Source organism: Kitasatospora sp. NPDC088264 (assembly GCF_040685715.1).
Lineage (GTDB): Bacteria > Actinomycetota > Actinomycetes > Streptomycetales > Streptomycetaceae > Kitasatospora.
In genome coordinates, this window is record NZ_JBFBIR010000012.1 from 64,476 (window position 1) to 79,338 (window position 14,863).

Consider the following 14,863-nt stretch of genomic DNA (forward strand, 5'->3'; position numbering starts at 1 on the left):
GGGGAAGCGGAGCGCGGGGCGGGCCCGTTACCTGCGCGGTCCCGCCAGGGCGTAGGCCCCGGCGCCGGTCACCAGCAAGGCCACCGCGGCCCAGGTGGACGCCTCCGTGCCGGCCGGGTAGACCATCCAGCCGAGCGACTTCCCCACGACGTTGGGCGGCATCGGCGGGACGAGGACGGTGATCGCGAGCCAGCCGGTCGGCAGGGTCCAGGCGAGGTGCGCCCCGCACAGCACCACCCCGAGCCCGGCCAGGCCGACCAGGCCCGCGCTGTCCCGGACGACGACCTCGGTGGGGGCGAACTTCGGCCCCGCCGCCTGGACCGCCAGCAGCGCCGCACCGGCGACCGCGCCGATCAGCAGCGCGTGCGCCGCCCGGCGGGGCGCCCACCGGATCGCGGCCGTCCTGTCCAGTGCGGGGTCCTGCCCGCCGAGCCCGACGGAGCCGGCCGCCACGCCCGCGGCGAGCACGAAGTACGCGACCGGGTTGATCGAGTCCGCCGCATCCGCCGCACCCGTACCGCCGCCCCGGTTGAAGGCCCACACCACCAGCGCGATGAACGTGACCGCGGCGGCCGACGTGGGCACCTGCCGTGAACGCGCGTACAGCATCAGCCACCTCACTGCGACGCCTCCCCGGCCAGCTTCTGCATCTGCTTGTACCCCGCGCAGGAGAGGGCGGCGGCGTGCAGCTCGACGATCTGCGAGCGCTGCTCGGCCGGTGGCAGCGCCATCAGCTTCTGCCACGCGGCGTCGGCCTCCGCCCAGAGCTTGATCGCGTACGCGTCGGTGCCCTTCTCCTTCAGCGGTTGGAGCTGGGGGTCGTGGAGGGCCCAGCTCACGGCGAGGCTCTGGCCGAGGACGTCGTAGCTCCCCCCGCCCTCCCGGTCGTTGTCCGGGTAGCAGCTCGGTGCCAGGCCCCTGCCGATCAGCGCGCGGGTCAGCTTCTCACCTGTCGCGTCGGCGAGCATCCGATCGTTGAAGTCGACCAGCAGCACGTCTGCGGAGAGTTCGCGCGCCTCGGCGAGCTCGTGCAGCGCGGTGTCCTCGCGCACCGAGGTCGGCGCCTTGTCGCCCAGGACGTCGTGCAGCACGCGCATCGCGTCCTTGCTGCGCAACGCGAGCTCGGCCAGGCGCGAACGGCTCGCCTGCGTCACGCACACCGGCCCGTCGCACACCAGCGTCGCGGCGGCCTTGTCGACGACGTAGGTGTCGCGCGCAGCGGCCGGGATGACCAGCAGGGCCAGGGCCAGGCCGGCCAGGACGGGAGTCACCGCGAGCAGCCGGGCCCGGCGGGTCACGGCCACCAGCAGCGCGAAGCCGGTGGCGAGCAGGCCGAGCAGCCAGAGCGTCTGGCCGAGGTGGACGGAGCCGGCCAGGGTCAGCAGCATCTGCCGCGGCTCCGCGGTCGCCGGGTTCAGCTGGGCGAAGCGGTTCGACACCCTGCCCGTCGGTACCGCCCCTTCACTGTTCACGCGCAGGAGCAGGCCCGTCGCCACGAGGACGACCACCACCAGCGCCGGCGGGGTGAGGACGGAGGGCAGCGCCCGCGCGACACCCATGCCGAACACGGCGCCCGCGACCAGGGCCAGTACCGCCACCAGTGAGATCGGCAGCCACCCGAGGGGGGTGTAGGTGGTCGGACCGAGCGCCACCTGGATTCCGCCCGCCAGGACGAGCAGGCCGAAGCCCGCCGCCAGCGCGAGCGCGATCGCACCGGTCGGCAGCGCCGCACGGCGCCAGGCCGGCAGCGGCGTGGTCGACAACAGCTCGGTCATCCCCGAGCGGGGTTCGCGCAGCCCGTACACCGCCCCGATGCCGACCACGAACGGCCACCAGAAGGACAACAGGGACCGGGTCCACATGGCCATGGTGGTCCACTGGGCCGTCCACCCCGCGGTGCCGTGCCACCAGAACGCGTCGAACGGGAAGAAGACCGCCAGGCTGCCGCCCAGGACGACGACTCCGGCCCACGGGGCGGCGGAGCGCTTCAGTTCGGTTCGCAGCACACGTCCGTTCACCAGGCGCTCCCCTGCTGCCCGGAGTTGCGGAGCAGCGCCGAGTAGCCGCGCTCCAGGGGGCTGTCGCCCGGGTGGTCGGGGCTGCCTGCCGCACCCAACTCGTCCGGCGTGCCCTGGAAGACGAGGCGGCCGTCGGCGAACAGCACCACGTCGGAGCAGGCGGCCGCGACGTCCTCGACCAGGTGGGTGGAGACGACCACGCAGGTGTCGCGGCCCAGGTCCTGCAACAGCTCGCGGAAGCGCAGCCGCTGCGCCGGGTCCAGGCCGGCCGTCGGCTCGTCCAGCAGCAGCACCGCGGGGGAGTTGACGATGGCCTGGGCGATGCCGGCCCGCCGCACCATGCCGCCGGACAGGGTCTTCATCCGGTGGTCGGCGCGGTCCGCCAGGCCCACCCGTTCCACGGCCCGTTGCACGGCCCCGGGGATGTCCGCCTTCGGCACCTCCTTCAGCCAGGCCATGTACTCGACGAACTCGCGCACCGTGAAGCGCTTGTAGTAGCCGAAGTCCTGCGGCAGGTAGCCGATCTGGCGGCGCAGGGCCCGGTGGTCGCCCACCCTGCCCCCCAGGGAGGTGCCGAGCATCTCCAGTTCGCCCTCGGTGGGGCGCAGCACGGTGGCCAGCGTCCGGATCAGGGTGGTCTTGCCCGCCCCGTTGGGCCCGAGGAGCCCGTGGGCGCCGATGCCCAGGGACAGGTCGAGCCCGTCGACGGCCATCTTGCTCCGTCCGACGCGCACCCTCAGGCCGCTGGCCCGGATCTCCCAGGCGTAGGTCTTCGGCGCGGTGTCGGCCGCGCTCGCCGTATACGTCATGCGATGGTCCCTTTCCAGGGTGGACATGGGTTTCACAGCGTTGAGTACGCGTCCCTGCGGGTGATCACGGCGCAGATGCCGAGTGCGAGGAGCAGCCCCCACACGGGCAACTGGTCGCGGTGCAGGGCGAGTTCGAGGACGGCGGGGATGCGGCCGGTGACGAACGCGGGCACCACGACGGCGGCGCCCCACCCGGCCACCAGCCCCACGGCGGCGCGGGTCACGCCGACCACGCTGCCCAGCGCCAGGGCGGTGGAGGTGAAGGCCAGGGAGGGCAGCAGCCACTGCGCGACCGTCGTGTTCCCGGTCAGCCATCCCCCCAGCAGGAGCCCGGGCACGACCACCACGAGGACCGCGGTGGTGCGCCTGAGCAGCAGGGCCAGGCCGGCCCGGGCGGTCGAGGCGGTCAGTTCGTGCGCCGGGTCCAGACCGCGCGACCACGACGCGGCGACACCGCACAGCGGCAGCACGGGCGCGATCAGCGCCACCATCGAGGCGCCGCCGAAGACCTTCGCCGGCGCGGCCACGTCCAGCAGCAGCGCCACCAGGGTGACGACGGCGGTCATCGCCAGCCACGGGGTCATGGCCGGTGTCAGCCAGGCCGACACCCACGTCGGGCGGTGCCGCCGTCGGGGCGCCCCGACGGCCACGCCCAACTGCGCGTCCAGACCGGCCCGGACGGTGTCGACGAGCGCGGCGACGCCGGGCGCCTCGGTGGCCACGGAGGCCGCCAGCAGGCTCCGGCACGGCGCGCACGTCTCCAGGTGGGCCTCCAGCGCCCACACCGTGTCCGCGGCCATCGCCGTGTCACCACGCGCGTAGTCGTCGATCAGCCGCCTCGACGCGTGTTCCGCGTTCATGCCAGCGCCTCCCGCATCGCGATCCGGGCCCGGCGGGCACGGGTCTTGACCGTGCCTTCGGGCAGTCTGAGCAGGACGGCGGTCTCCCGGACGGAGAGCCCGTCGAGCACCGTCGCCTGTAGTACGTCTCGGAGTTCCGGCGCCAGCCGCCGCAGGGCGTCGCCCACGTCGCCGCCGACGGTCCCGGCGAGCGCCTCCTCCTCCGCCGCGGGCACCACGGCCCGCTCGGCGGCGGCGGCCGGCGGTTCGGCGTGGTGGGCACGACGGCGGAAGGCGTCGACGAGGCGGCGCGCCGCGATCGTCCACAGCCACCCGACGGCCGTCCCGCCGACGGCGCTCCCGGCGAACGCGCCGGCCGCGCGCCACACCGCCAGATAGGTCTCCTGCATGACCTCGGCGACGATCTGCTCGTCCGCGCAGCGACGGCGCAACCGCACCGCCAGCCACGGCGACGTGCGCCGGTACAGCTCGTCGAACGCCGCGCGGTCACTTCTGGCGATCAGCCGGACGAGGCGTTCCTCGTCCAGCTCGTCCAGTGCTCTCCTGCGTGATCTCACACCAGCCAGACGCCCGCGACCGCGCGCAGGTTCTGCGTTCGACGTGACCTGCGTCACATGAGAGCAGCGCAGGAAGTCGACCTACCCGACTTCCCGCGCTGCGGCCACCTCGACACCCTTCAGTCGGGCAGGTTCCCGTCGCCCCCCAGGTTGGCGACCATCCGACGCAGGACGTCGATCGTGGTCGCGAACTCGGCCGCGCCGATGCCCTCGTGCGTCTGCCGGTGCACCCGCAGATTGCGCTCCCGCGCCCGGAGGCGGCCGGCCTCCCCCGCCTCGGTCAGCGTCATGGCCCCCGCCTCCTCCGTCAGCCACCCCCGGGCGACGAGGTCGTCGAAGACGCCGCCGAAGTCGATCCCGAGGTCCTCGTACCTCGCCAGCCGCTCGACCAACGCCGCCCGGGTCCACCGGCCCGGATCTCCGGCCACGTGGTTGAGCGTCCACCAGTGCGGCTGCGTGAGGTCCTCCACCGCCAACTGCGCACGGAGGGCCCCGACCACCCGCCGGCACGCCTCACCGCTCCACGCGCCGATGGGCTGGGCGGCCAGCTCCTCCTGCGAGTACTCCCGGACTGCCATGTCCATTCGCCCCCTTCGAGCGATCACCGGAACACGGCCACCGTAGAACCTCAACCGCCCTTGAGATCAAGGCTGGTTCAGAAGGCGGCCGCCCGGATCAGGCACCTGTGGCGGCAGGCACCCCGGCGCCCTACCGGTCCTCGGCCGTCCGCGCCAGCAGCGCGATCTCGGCCGCCACCGCCTCCGGTTCGGCCGCGACGCTGACGTGGGCGACGCCGTCCAGCCCGGAATGCGTGCCGACCCGCACCGCCCGCTCGGCGTTGCGCAACAGGTCGAAGTCGTTGATGTCGTTGCCGAAGGCCGCGTACGCGCCGATGCCCATCGACGTCAGGGCCTCCCACTTCGTCGTGGAACCGGGCGCGAAGTCGATGATCGCCTCGTCGAGGTGGTGGTTCACCATCAGCCCGAGCCCCCGGCCGGCCTCGGCGAGTTCCGCCATGTCCGACGCCTCGACGACCAGGAACTTCACCACCTCGGGCAGCTCGGCCAGCTCCACCCGGCTCGCCAGGCCGCCCTGGTCGACGCGGCCCCGGATCGGGTGGTCCACCGGCCCGGTGTACGCGTAGTCCCAGGGCCCGTCCGCGAGATAGCCCGCCTCGTAGCGCGCGACCGCCGCCATCAGCCCGCCCAGCACCGCCGGTTCGAACACGGCCCGGGCCCGCACCTGCCCGTCGACCGACACCAGGCTCCCGTTCCCGCCGATCAGCATCGCGGCCGGGAAGGCGCCGTCGAGCACCGGCAGCATGTCCCGAACCGGCCTGGCCGACGCGAAGACCACCCGGTACCCGGCCCGCTCGCACTCCCCGATCGCCGTCAGGATCCGACCGTCGATCGTCCGCCCGTCGAAGCAGAGCGTGCCGTCGAGATCGAAAACCACCGTGCGGGTGCGAAGGTTGACCATTCCCGGATGATATCCGTCCGTTCGGAGCCCGCGATGTGATCCCCACGACGCCGCCCCCGACACCCGTTCGACCGCGATCGCCACCGGTGCTCCAACCTCCCGAAAGCCGCTTGCCGGGCGGGCGACGGCCCCCGTACCGTCGCCCGACATGACCCCGACCCTGCGTACCGAGCGCCTGCTGCTCGACCCCTACGTCCTCGCGGACGAAGAGGACTTCGTGGCGCTGTTCCAGAACCGGCAGGTGTCCCGGTGGATGGGCGACGGCCCGCAGTCCGAGGCCGAGGACCGGGCCCTGTTCGGCCGCGTCTTCACCCAGGTCTACGCCTCGAACCGGTTCGACGTCTGGGCCGTGCGGCACGACGGCCGCCTCGTCGGGCACGCCGAGATCAAGCCCACCACCGTGGTCGAGGGCTTCGAGATCGTCTACGCGCTGGCCCCGGAGGCGTGGGGCCGCGGCCTGGGCACCGAACTGGCGGCCGCGATCGTCGACTACGGCTTCACCGCCCTGGGGCTGGCCGAGGTGCACGCGACGGTCGCCGACGCCAACCTCGCTTCGCTGGCGTTGCTGGGCAGGATCGGCTTCCGGCACGTCCGCGACATCACGGAGGACGACGGCAGCACGACCCGCCTGCTCACCCGGGGCCGCGCCGATGCCTCCGGGGCCGCCTCGCCGTAGCTTTCCCGCCGGAGCAGAAACGCCGAGGCCGGAAGGACCGAGGCCGGAAGGCCGGAACGAACGCTCCCCCGATCGGGGGAGGACCCCCACGAGCTGCGCCGCAATACTGGTGATCATGATCAGGGGAATCCGGCCGCTGCTGCGCGGCTCCACGTACTCGGGTGTGCTGTTCGCCTTCCTCGGCGCGCTGGCGAGCCTGCCGCTGCTGCCGTTCGCGATGCTGCCGATGATGGCCTGGCCGTCCGGCCCCTACCTCGCACGGGCGGTGCTCACCCTGCTGGCCTGGGCGGCGCTGCTCGCCGTGGTCGGGCTGGCCCGCACCACCCGGCGGGTGCTGATCGGCGGCGCCCGCCGGCTGCTGCGGGTGCCGCTGCCGGATCCGGTGTCCGACACCCGGGCGGCGGACACCCCCGGCACCGACCGCTGGCGCACCCCGCTGTGGCTGCTGCTGCACGTGGCGCTGGGCTGGGTGGGGGGCCTGGTGAGCCTCGTCCTGCTCGGCGCGGCCGTGGCCCTGCCGGGCGGCTGGGTCTCCGGTGATGCCCGGCTGAGCTGGCCCGACCGGTCGGTGCAGGTGACGGGCGTCTGGAGCTGGGTGGTGGCGGCGGCCTGCCTGCTGCTGGCGCCGGTGGTGTGCGCGGCGGTGGCGAGCGCCCTGCGCGGTCTGGCCCCGAAGCTGCTGGGGCCGTCGGCGGCCGAGCGGCTGGCGATGGCGGCGGAGCGGGAGCGCCGGCTGGCCGAACGCAACCGGCTGGCGCACGAGTTGCACGACTCGATCGGGCACACCCTGACGGCGGCCACGATCCAGGCGGCGGTGGCGGGCGAGGTGCTCTCCGCCGACCCGGTGGCGGCGCGGGCCGCCATGCGCAGCATCGAGGAGTCGACCCGGGCCGCCCTGGAGGACCTGGACTACGTGCTGGGTGCGCTGCGCGAGGAGGAATCGGGGGCGGCCCCGGCCCGGACCTTGGCCGACCTGCCCGAGCTGCTGGACCGGTTGCGGCACGCCGGCGCGGTGGTGGAGCCGGAGCTGTCCGGCGAGCTGGCGCAGGTGCAGGGGACGCTCTCCCGAGCGGCGTACCGGATCCTCCAGGAGGGGCTGACGAACGCGCTGCGGCACGGAGCCGGCGGCCCGATCGAGGTCCGGGTGGCGGCCGGGCCGGACACCCTGGAGCTCAGCGTGGTCAACCGGACCGGGACGGGTCCGCGCCAGGGCGCCTTCCCGACGTCCGGCCACGGCCTGCCGGGCCTGGCCGAGCGGGTCCGGCTGCTGCACGGCGAGATCGAGGCCGGGCCGGACGGGCCCCAGGCCTGGCGGCTGGCCGTGCAGTTGCCCGTGCGGTTGTCGGCATGACCGGCCCGGACCCCACCGACGCCCCGGGCAACGCCCCCGTCACCCTCCTGATCGCGGACGACGACGAGGTGACCCGCAGCGGCCTGCGCACCCTGCTCGCGGTGCAGCCGGGGATCACGGTGGTCGGGGAGGCGTCCGACGGCGTCGACGCGGTCGACCAGGCGCAGCGGCTGCGGCCGGACGTGGTCCTGATGGACGTACGGATGCCGCGCCGCAACGGGATCGAGGCCACCCGGCAGCTGCTGGCCGAGTCGGCCGCGCCGCCGAAGGTCGTGGTGATCACCACCTTCGAGAACGACGGCTACGTCACCGCCGCGCTCAGCGCGGGGGCGAGCGGGTTCGTGCTGAAGCGGCTTCCGGTACGGCAGATCGCGGAGGCGGTGCGGGTGGCGGCGGCCGGGGAGGCGATCCTCTTCCCGGCGGCGCTGCGCCGGATGGTCTCCGCCCGCCCGCTGGACTCCGCCGAGGCGCTGCCCCGGGCGGCGTTGACGGTGCGGGAGGAGGAGGTGCTGCGGTCGATGGCCACGGGCCAGTCCAACCCGGAGATCGCGGAGTCGCTCAGGGTGAGCCTGGAGACGGTGAAGACGCACGTCGGGAACGTGCTGACCAAGCTCGGCGCGCAGAACCGGACCCACGCCGTGGTGATCGCGTACGAGTCCGGCCTGGTGGTGCCGGGGCTCGCCGGCTGACCGGCCGCCCCGACGACCCCCTCACCTCCCGGTCAGGAATCCAGCTCGCCGAGGAAGTCCAGCGCGATGGCCCAGGCCCGCTCCGCCGCCTCGGCGTCGCAGTCGGCCAGCTCGGTGTCGGTGAACAGGTGCCCGGCGCCCCGGTAGCGGTGAACCTCGACGTCGGCCCCGGCCCGCCGCATCCCCAGGTACCAGGCGTTCAGCCAGTCCTCGGTCTCGAACGGGTCCGGCTCGGCGACGTGCAGTTGCACCGGGATCTCGGTGGCCGCGTCCTCGCGCAGGTCGGAGGTGCCGTGCAGGAGCAGCAGGCCGCGGGCCTTGTCGTCGGCGAGGGCGAGGTTCTGCGCGAGCGAGCCGCCGAGCGAGAAGCCCGCGTAGACCAGGCCGCCGTCCGACAGCGGAGCGGCGGCGGTGACGGCCCGGCGCAGCAGTTCCTCGCTGCCGCCGACCTCCTCCTGGTACGCCAGTCCGGCCTCGATGTCGTCGAAGGTCCGCCCGTCGTACAGGTCCGGGGTGTGCACGGTGTGCCCGGCGGCGCGCAGCCGGTCGGCGGCGGCGTGGACGGCGGGGCGCAGCCCGAGGGCGGAGTGGAAGAGGACGATCTGGGCCACGGTCGGGGTCCTTCGGCAGCTGAGGGCGGGTACTCCCCCATGATCCCGCATGATCCGGCGACCCGACTTCCCCGGCCGGCCCGCCCCGACTTCCCCGGCCCGCCCGCGCCGAACCGCAGCCCCTTTCCCCTCCACGACGGGTCGTCAGGTCACCTGATTTACCTACGCTTTACTAGCGGGTAACCTTCCGGACGTGAACGATCTTGTCCATGACATGACCCCCGCCCACCCGCGCCGCCGCCAGGTCCTGAAGGCCGGCGCGCTGGCCGCCGGCGCGACCGCCGCCCTCCCGATCGCCCTCCCCACCCCCGCCGAAGCCGCCGAGCCGGCCCAGGCCGCCGGAGCCGCCCAGGCCCCCGGAACCCCCGAAGCCGCCCCCCGCTTCCTGCACGGCATAGCCTCCGGCGACCCCCTCCCCGACGGCGTCCTGCTCTGGACCAGGGTGACGCCCCGCCCCGAGGCCGTCCCCGGCTCGGGCCTCGGCCCCGACACCGAGGTCCGCTGGGAGCTGGCCGCCGACCAGGCCTTCACCCGCGTCGTCGCGAGCGGCACGGTGACCGCCACCGCCGTCGCCGACCACACCGTCAAGGCCGACGTCCGCGGCCTGACCCCGGACACCCCCTACTGGTACCGCTTCACCGCCACCGCCACCGCCGGTACCGGCACCGCCGCCTCCCCCACCGGCCGCACCCGCACCACCCCCGCCACCGACGCCGCCCTCTCCCGGCTGCGGTTCGGCGTCGCCTCCTGCGCCAACTGGGAGGGCGGCTACTTCTCCGCCTACCGCCACCTCGCCGCCCGCGGCGACCTGGACGCCTTCCTCTTCCTCGGCGACTACATCTACGAGTACAAGACCGGCGAGTTCTGCGCCCGCGGCACGGTCGTGCGCCCGCACGCCCCCACCCACGAGATCCTCACCCTCGCCGACTACCGCACCAGGCACGGCCAGTACAAGACCGACGACGACCTCCAGGCCCTGCACGCCAAGCTCCCGACCATCGCGATCTGGGACGACCACGAGTTCGCCAACGACGCCTGGTCCGGCGGCGCCGAGAACCACACCCCGGGCACCGAGGGCGCCTGGGCCGACCGGATGGCCGCCGCCAAGCAGGCCTACTTCGAGTGGATGCCGGTCCGGCCCTCGATCGCCGGCACCACCTACCGCCGCCTGCGCTACGGCAAGCTCGCCGACCTGCACCTGATGGACCAGCGCTCGTTCCGCTCCCAGCAGGCGAAGACGGGCAGCGGTGCCGTCGACTCGGCCGACCGCACCCTCACCGGCCGCGCCCAACTGGACTGGCTCAAGGCCGGGTTGTCCGCCTCCGACACCACCTGGCGGCTGATCGGCAACGAGGTGATGATCTCCCCGGTCGCCTTCCTCTCGCTGCCCGACTACCTGCTGCGCCCGCTGGCCAAGCTGCTCGGCCTGCCAGGCGAGGGCGTGGCGGTCAACCCCGACCAGTGGGACGGCTACACCCACGACCGCCGCGAGCTGCTCGGCCACCTCAAGGCGAACGGCATCACCAACACCGTCTTCCTGACCGGCGACATCCACTCCGCATGGGCCGCCGACGTCCCGAACGAGGCCGCCACCTACCCGCTGTCCGGCAGTGTCGCCACCGAGTTCGTGGTCACCTCGGTGACCTCCGACAACGTCGACGACCTCCTGAAGGTCGCCCCGCAGACCGTCTCACTGGCGGCCGGCACCGCGATCAGGACGGCCAACCCGCACGTCAAGTGGGTCGACCTGGACTCGCACGGCTACGGAGTCCTGGACATCACGCCCGAGCAGACCCAGATGGACTACTACGTCCTCTCCGACCGCACCCGCAAGAACGCGACCAGCAGTTGGACCCGCTCCTACCGCACCCGCACCGGCACCCAGCGGATCGAGCGCGCGAACGCCCCGATCGCCTGACCCCACCCCGGGCCCCCACGCCGGGCCCCACGTCTGTCACCCGGGCCCGCCGCACCCACGCGGCGGGCCCGCAGCACGACGGCCCTACGACACCACGTCCTTGCGCGCGAACCCCCGGAACGCCAGCGCGAGCAGCACCGCCGCGTACGACAGCGACAGCGAGACGCCCTGCACCATGCCGCCCCACTCCAACTGCGGCTGCAGGGCGTCCGCCCAGGCGTACTGCCAGTGCGCGGGCAGCCACTCCCGCAGGCCCCCCAGCGCCGTGACGGCGTCCAGCACCCCGGTGATGATCGACGCGAACACCGCCCCGCCGACGGCGCCCAGCGGCGCGTCCGTCGCCGTGGAGAGCCAGAACGCCAGCGCGGCGATCACGATCTCGGCGAGGAACACGTAGGCCGCCGCGACGGCCAGCCGGGGCAGCGCCTCCCCGGCCGAAAGGCTGGCCCCGGTGGGCAGCTTGAGGTCCCCCCAGCCGTACGCGGCGGTGCCGACGACCAACCCGATCAGCGGCAGCATCACCACCGCCACCGCCGAGAACGCCAGCCCGACCGCGAACTTGCGGGCCAGCAGCCGGGCCCGGGGCACCGGCGCGGCCAGCAGGTAGCGCAGCGAGGACCAGCTCGCCTCGGAAGCGACCGTGTCGCCGCAGAACAGCGCCACCGGGATGACCAGCAGGAAGCCGGTGCCCACGAACAGCATGGTGGCGGCGAAGTTGGGCCCGGACGCGGTGGCCAGGTCGATGAAGGTGGTCCGGTCGGGGCGGCTCGGGGTGCCGCCGATCTGGAACGCGGCCAGCATCACGAACGGCAGGGCGGCCAGCACCGCGCCGATCACCAGGGTGCGGCGGCGGCGCAGTTGGCGCATCGCCTCCACCCGCAGCGGCAGCGTCCGGCCCGCCCGGTACCCCTCGGCGTGGTCCGCCGACACGACGCCGCTCGCGCCACTGCTCACATCGCTGCTCACGTCACCGCTCGCCCCACCACTCACGCCACTGCTCACGTCACCGCTCGCCCCACCACTCACGCCACTGCTCACGCCGCACCTCCGATCAACGACAGGAACGCGTCCTCCAGCCGCCGCTGCGGCCCGGCGCTCTCCACCGGCACGCCGAGGCGCACCAGTTCGGCCAGCAGTTCGTGCGCCGCCAGCCCGTCCAGGCGCACCAGCAGCCCGCCCTCGACAGCCTCCGCCGAACCGACCCCGGCCAGCGCGCCCACCTTCTCGACGACCGACCCGGGCTCGTACCCGGCGGGCACGCCGAGGAACAGCAGCTCGCCCGCACCGACGATCTCGCCGACGGCTCCGGTGGTGATCAGCCGCCCGCGGTCCATCACCACCAGGTCCGTGCAGCTCTGCTCGACCTCGGCGAGCAGGTGGCTGGAGACGATGACGGTACGGCCGGCGGCGGCGTACCGGATCATCACCTCGCGCATCTCGCGGATCTGCGGCGGGTCGAGCCCGTTGGTCGGCTCGTCGAGGATCAGCAGGTCCGGCATCCCGAGCATGGCCTGGGCGATGGCGAGCCGCTGCCGCATGCCCTGCGAGTAGGTCCGCACCGCGCGGTCGAGCGCCTCGCCGAGACCGGCGATGGCCAGCGCCTCGTCGAAGCGGGCGTCCTCCTCCGGCCGGCCGGTGGCCTGCCAGTACAGCCGCAGGTTGGCCCGGCCGGTGAGGTGCGGCAGGAAGCCCGCGCCCTCGACGAAGGCGCCGACCCGGGAGAGCACCGGTGCGCCGGGGCGCACCAGGTGGCCGAAGATCCGGATCTCGCCCGCGTCGGGCCGGATCAGGCCCATCAGCATCCGCAGCGTGGTGGTCTTGCCGGCGCCGTTGGGCCCGAGCAGGCCGAGCACCTGCCCCTGCTCCACCCGGAAGCCCAACTCCCGCACGGCGTAACGGTCCTGAGCGCCCTTGTAGCGCTTGCTCAGGCCGGTGATCTGCAACGGCACCCCGGCCAGCGCCGGATCGTACGCCGGCCCGTCGCCCGCCCCCCGCCGACGGCGGCGCAGCAGCCGGGGCGACAGCACCAGGCCGAGCGCCACCACGACGGCCGCCAGCGGCAGCAGCCAGGTGCGCGCGGGCAGCGGCGTGGCCTCGGTGACGAGTTCGTCGTCGGTCGGCACGGTGAGCGCCCCGGCTGGCGCGACCCGGTAGGTGGCGGGCTCGACGGGCGAGGCGTACGCGAGGTCGGTGGCGGCCAGGACGAGCCGCAGCCGGTGCCCGGCGGCGAAGGTGTGGTCGACGGCGGGCAGCGCGACCGTGACGGTGCGGCCCGCGTCGGCGCCGGTGACCCGCAGCGGGGCGGCGAGCTGCTGCGGGAGCACGGCCTTGCCGTCCGGGCCCACGTCGTACAGCTTGGCGAAGAGCACCGCGTCCGGCCGGTCGGCGCGCACCTGGACGGGCACGGTGGGCTGCCCGGTCAGGTGCAGCGGCTGGTCCAGCGGCGCGGAGTCGAAGGCGGCGTGCTGGCCGGGGAAGTCGAGCGACAGCCCGGCGCCCAGCGATGCGGCCTGGCTGAGCGCGCCGATCCCGGGCAGCGTCGAGATCCCCGGCGGGGCCCCGCCGGGCGGGTTGGCGATGGTCTGCTCACCACCGGCCAGTTCGACACCATGGGAGCCGGTTCCGCCCAGGCCCGGGTAGCGGTCGGCGGAGGCGCCGCGCAGCACGGCCTGGAAGCCGGTGGAGTCGACGCCCCCGGTGCGGGTGACCCGGAACGCGGGGCCGGTGTCGTCGCCCTGCCCCTTCAGGTAGTGGTCGAACCAGGCGGTCACCCGGTCGTCGACCCGGGCGCTGGTGTCGGTGCCGCCGTCGTGCCCGCCGGCGAACCAGTCCACCGAGACCGGCGCCCCGTTGGCCGCGACGGCCCGGGCGATCCGGTCGCCCTGGTCGAGCGGGAACAGCGAGTCCTGCTGGCCCTGCACGACCAGGGTGGGCGCCTTGAGCTGCGCGGCCACCGAGGACGGGCTGGAGCGGTCCAGCAGCGCGACGGCCTCCGGGTCGGCGTGCCCGGCGGTGGCGACCCGGTCGTACATCTGGCAGAGCGACTCCAGGAACCGCCCGCAGCCGACCGGCCCGCCCGCGGCGTCGCCGCCCTGCCCCGGCCCGCCCTGCCCGGCCCCGCCGCCGCGCGGCGCGCCGCCGGAGGGCCCGAGGTCGCCGGCCGCGCCGGTGGTGAAGAAGATCCCGGCCCAGAGCTTCTTGAACACACCGTCGACGGCGCCCGAGCCCTGCACGCCCTGCGGGAACAGCGCGTCGGCGAGGTTCCACCAGGTGATCTGGGTGGCCACCGCGTCGATCCGGTGGTCGTACGCGGAGGCCAGCAGCGAGACGGCGCCGCCGTACGAGGCACCGGTGATGCCGACCCGGGGGTCGCCGGGCCCGTCGAGCTGCACCTCGGGCCGCTGGGCCAGCCAGTCCACCAGGTGCTTGACGTCCTCGACCTCGCGGTCGGGCGCGTTGAGGCCGATCTTCCCGCCCGAGTGCCCGAAGCCGCGCGCCGACCAGGTCAGCACCGCGTAGCCCTGCCGGGCCAGCTGTTGGGCGCGTTCGCGCTCGCCGTCCTTGGAACCGCCGAAGCCGTGCGCGAGCAGGACCGCCGGGCGCGGGGTGCTGCCGGTGGTGAAGAAGGAGGTGTCCACCTGGACCTGCTGGTCACTGCCGGGGGTCTCCGGCATGGCGAGGAAACGGTCCTCCTGATGGACCGCCGGCTCACCGCCGGACGCCACCGTCGCCGTACCGACCCCGGCCACCACCACCAGGGCCACCGCACCGGCCACCACCCTGCGCCGCACCGTCGTACCCCGGCTGCGCCACCGGCGCCACGCCCCACCGAACTCCATGGGGGCTGATCGTATCCGCCCCCCGGGTAGGCGTCCGATAAGGCCACCGCCGAAGC

Annotated in this window: 14 protein-coding genes; 4 read left to right on the plus strand and 10 right to left on the minus strand. The window is 74.2% G+C overall.

The genetic code is table 11. The features are described 5' to 3' along the window. Positions 1–27: 27 nt before the first annotated feature. The 7 genes from AB0O82_RS12535 to AB0O82_RS12565 form a co-directional block, all read right to left on the minus strand. The gene (locus AB0O82_RS12535) at positions 28–621 is read right to left on the minus strand and encodes a hypothetical protein (protein WP_363582886.1); all 594 of its coding nucleotides are present in this window, start codon (positions 619–621) and stop codon (positions 28–30) included. Then, positions 618–2,018 (minus strand): hypothetical protein, encoded by a 1,401-nt coding sequence (locus AB0O82_RS12540; RefSeq protein ID WP_363582888.1) that lies wholly within the window; start codon positions 2,016–2,018, stop codon positions 618–620. The genes AB0O82_RS12535 and AB0O82_RS12540 overlap by 4 nt, the downstream gene beginning before the upstream one ends. Next, a complete protein-coding gene (locus AB0O82_RS12545) occupies positions 2,015–2,827 on the minus strand; it encodes an ABC transporter ATP-binding protein (protein ID WP_350884316.1) in 813 nt (270 codons plus the stop codon). The genes AB0O82_RS12540 and AB0O82_RS12545 overlap by 4 nt, the downstream gene beginning before the upstream one ends. 32 nt (positions 2,828–2,859) lie before the next feature. After that, entirely contained in the window at positions 2,860–3,687 is an 828-nt protein-coding gene (locus AB0O82_RS12550; protein WP_363582890.1) for a zf-HC2 domain-containing protein, read from the minus strand. Next, positions 3,684–4,244 (minus strand): RNA polymerase sigma factor, encoded by a 561-nt coding sequence (locus AB0O82_RS12555; protein WP_350884320.1) that lies wholly within the window; start codon positions 4,242–4,244, stop codon positions 3,684–3,686. The genes AB0O82_RS12550 and AB0O82_RS12555 overlap by 4 nt, the downstream gene beginning before the upstream one ends. A gap of 119 nt (positions 4,245–4,363) precedes the next feature. Continuing rightward, on the minus strand, positions 4,364–4,828 hold the full coding sequence (locus AB0O82_RS12560; protein WP_363582892.1) for a MarR family transcriptional regulator: 465 nt from the start codon (positions 4,826–4,828) through the stop codon (positions 4,364–4,366). Between the two features lie 124 nt (positions 4,829–4,952). Further along, a complete protein-coding gene (locus tag AB0O82_RS12565) occupies positions 4,953–5,723 on the minus strand; it encodes an HAD family hydrolase (RefSeq protein WP_363582894.1) in 771 nt (256 codons plus the stop codon). Between the two features lie 148 nt (positions 5,724–5,871). Between AB0O82_RS12565 and AB0O82_RS12570 the strand changes: the two genes are divergently transcribed. From AB0O82_RS12570 to AB0O82_RS12580, 3 genes are all read left to right on the plus strand, one after another. Further along, positions 5,872–6,399, plus strand: coding sequence for a GNAT family N-acetyltransferase (locus AB0O82_RS12570; RefSeq protein ID WP_363582896.1), 528 nt, complete (start codon positions 5,872–5,874; stop codon positions 6,397–6,399). A gap of 115 nt (positions 6,400–6,514) precedes the next feature. Further along, on the plus strand, positions 6,515–7,750 hold the full coding sequence (locus AB0O82_RS12575) for a histidine kinase (RefSeq protein ID WP_363582898.1): 1,236 nt from the start codon (positions 6,515–6,517) through the stop codon (positions 7,748–7,750). After that, positions 7,747–8,439, plus strand: a complete 693-nt coding sequence (locus AB0O82_RS12580) for a response regulator transcription factor (protein WP_363582900.1) — start codon at positions 7,747–7,749, stop codon at positions 8,437–8,439. Before AB0O82_RS12575 ends, AB0O82_RS12580 begins: the two co-directional genes overlap by 4 nt. A 32-nt stretch (positions 8,440–8,471) precedes the next feature. On the opposite strand, the gene AB0O82_RS12585 is transcribed toward AB0O82_RS12580, so the two are convergent. Then, positions 8,472–9,101, minus strand: a complete 630-nt coding sequence (locus AB0O82_RS12585) for a dienelactone hydrolase family protein (RefSeq protein ID WP_363582902.1) — start codon at positions 9,099–9,101, stop codon at positions 8,472–8,474. Between the two features lie 163 nt (positions 9,102–9,264). On the opposite strand from AB0O82_RS12585, the gene AB0O82_RS12590 reads away from it, so the two are divergent. Beyond that, on the plus strand, positions 9,265–10,968 hold the full coding sequence (locus tag AB0O82_RS12590; protein ID WP_363583024.1) for an alkaline phosphatase D family protein: 1,704 nt from the start codon (positions 9,265–9,267) through the stop codon (positions 10,966–10,968). Positions 10,969–11,052: 84 nt separating this feature from the next. On the opposite strand, the gene AB0O82_RS12595 is transcribed toward AB0O82_RS12590, so the two are convergent. Together AB0O82_RS12595 and AB0O82_RS12600 are read right to left on the minus strand one after the other, a co-directional pair. Continuing rightward, positions 11,053–11,934 (minus strand): ABC transporter permease subunit, encoded by an 882-nt coding sequence (locus AB0O82_RS12595; RefSeq protein WP_363582904.1) that lies wholly within the window; start codon positions 11,932–11,934, stop codon positions 11,053–11,055. Between the two features lie 68 nt (positions 11,935–12,002). Then, positions 12,003–14,807 carry an alpha/beta fold hydrolase gene (locus AB0O82_RS12600; RefSeq protein WP_363582906.1) on the minus strand — a complete coding sequence of 935 codons (2,805 nt, stop codon included), beginning with the start codon at positions 14,805–14,807 and terminating at the stop codon, positions 12,003–12,005. Positions 14,808–14,863: the final 56 nt, after the last annotated feature.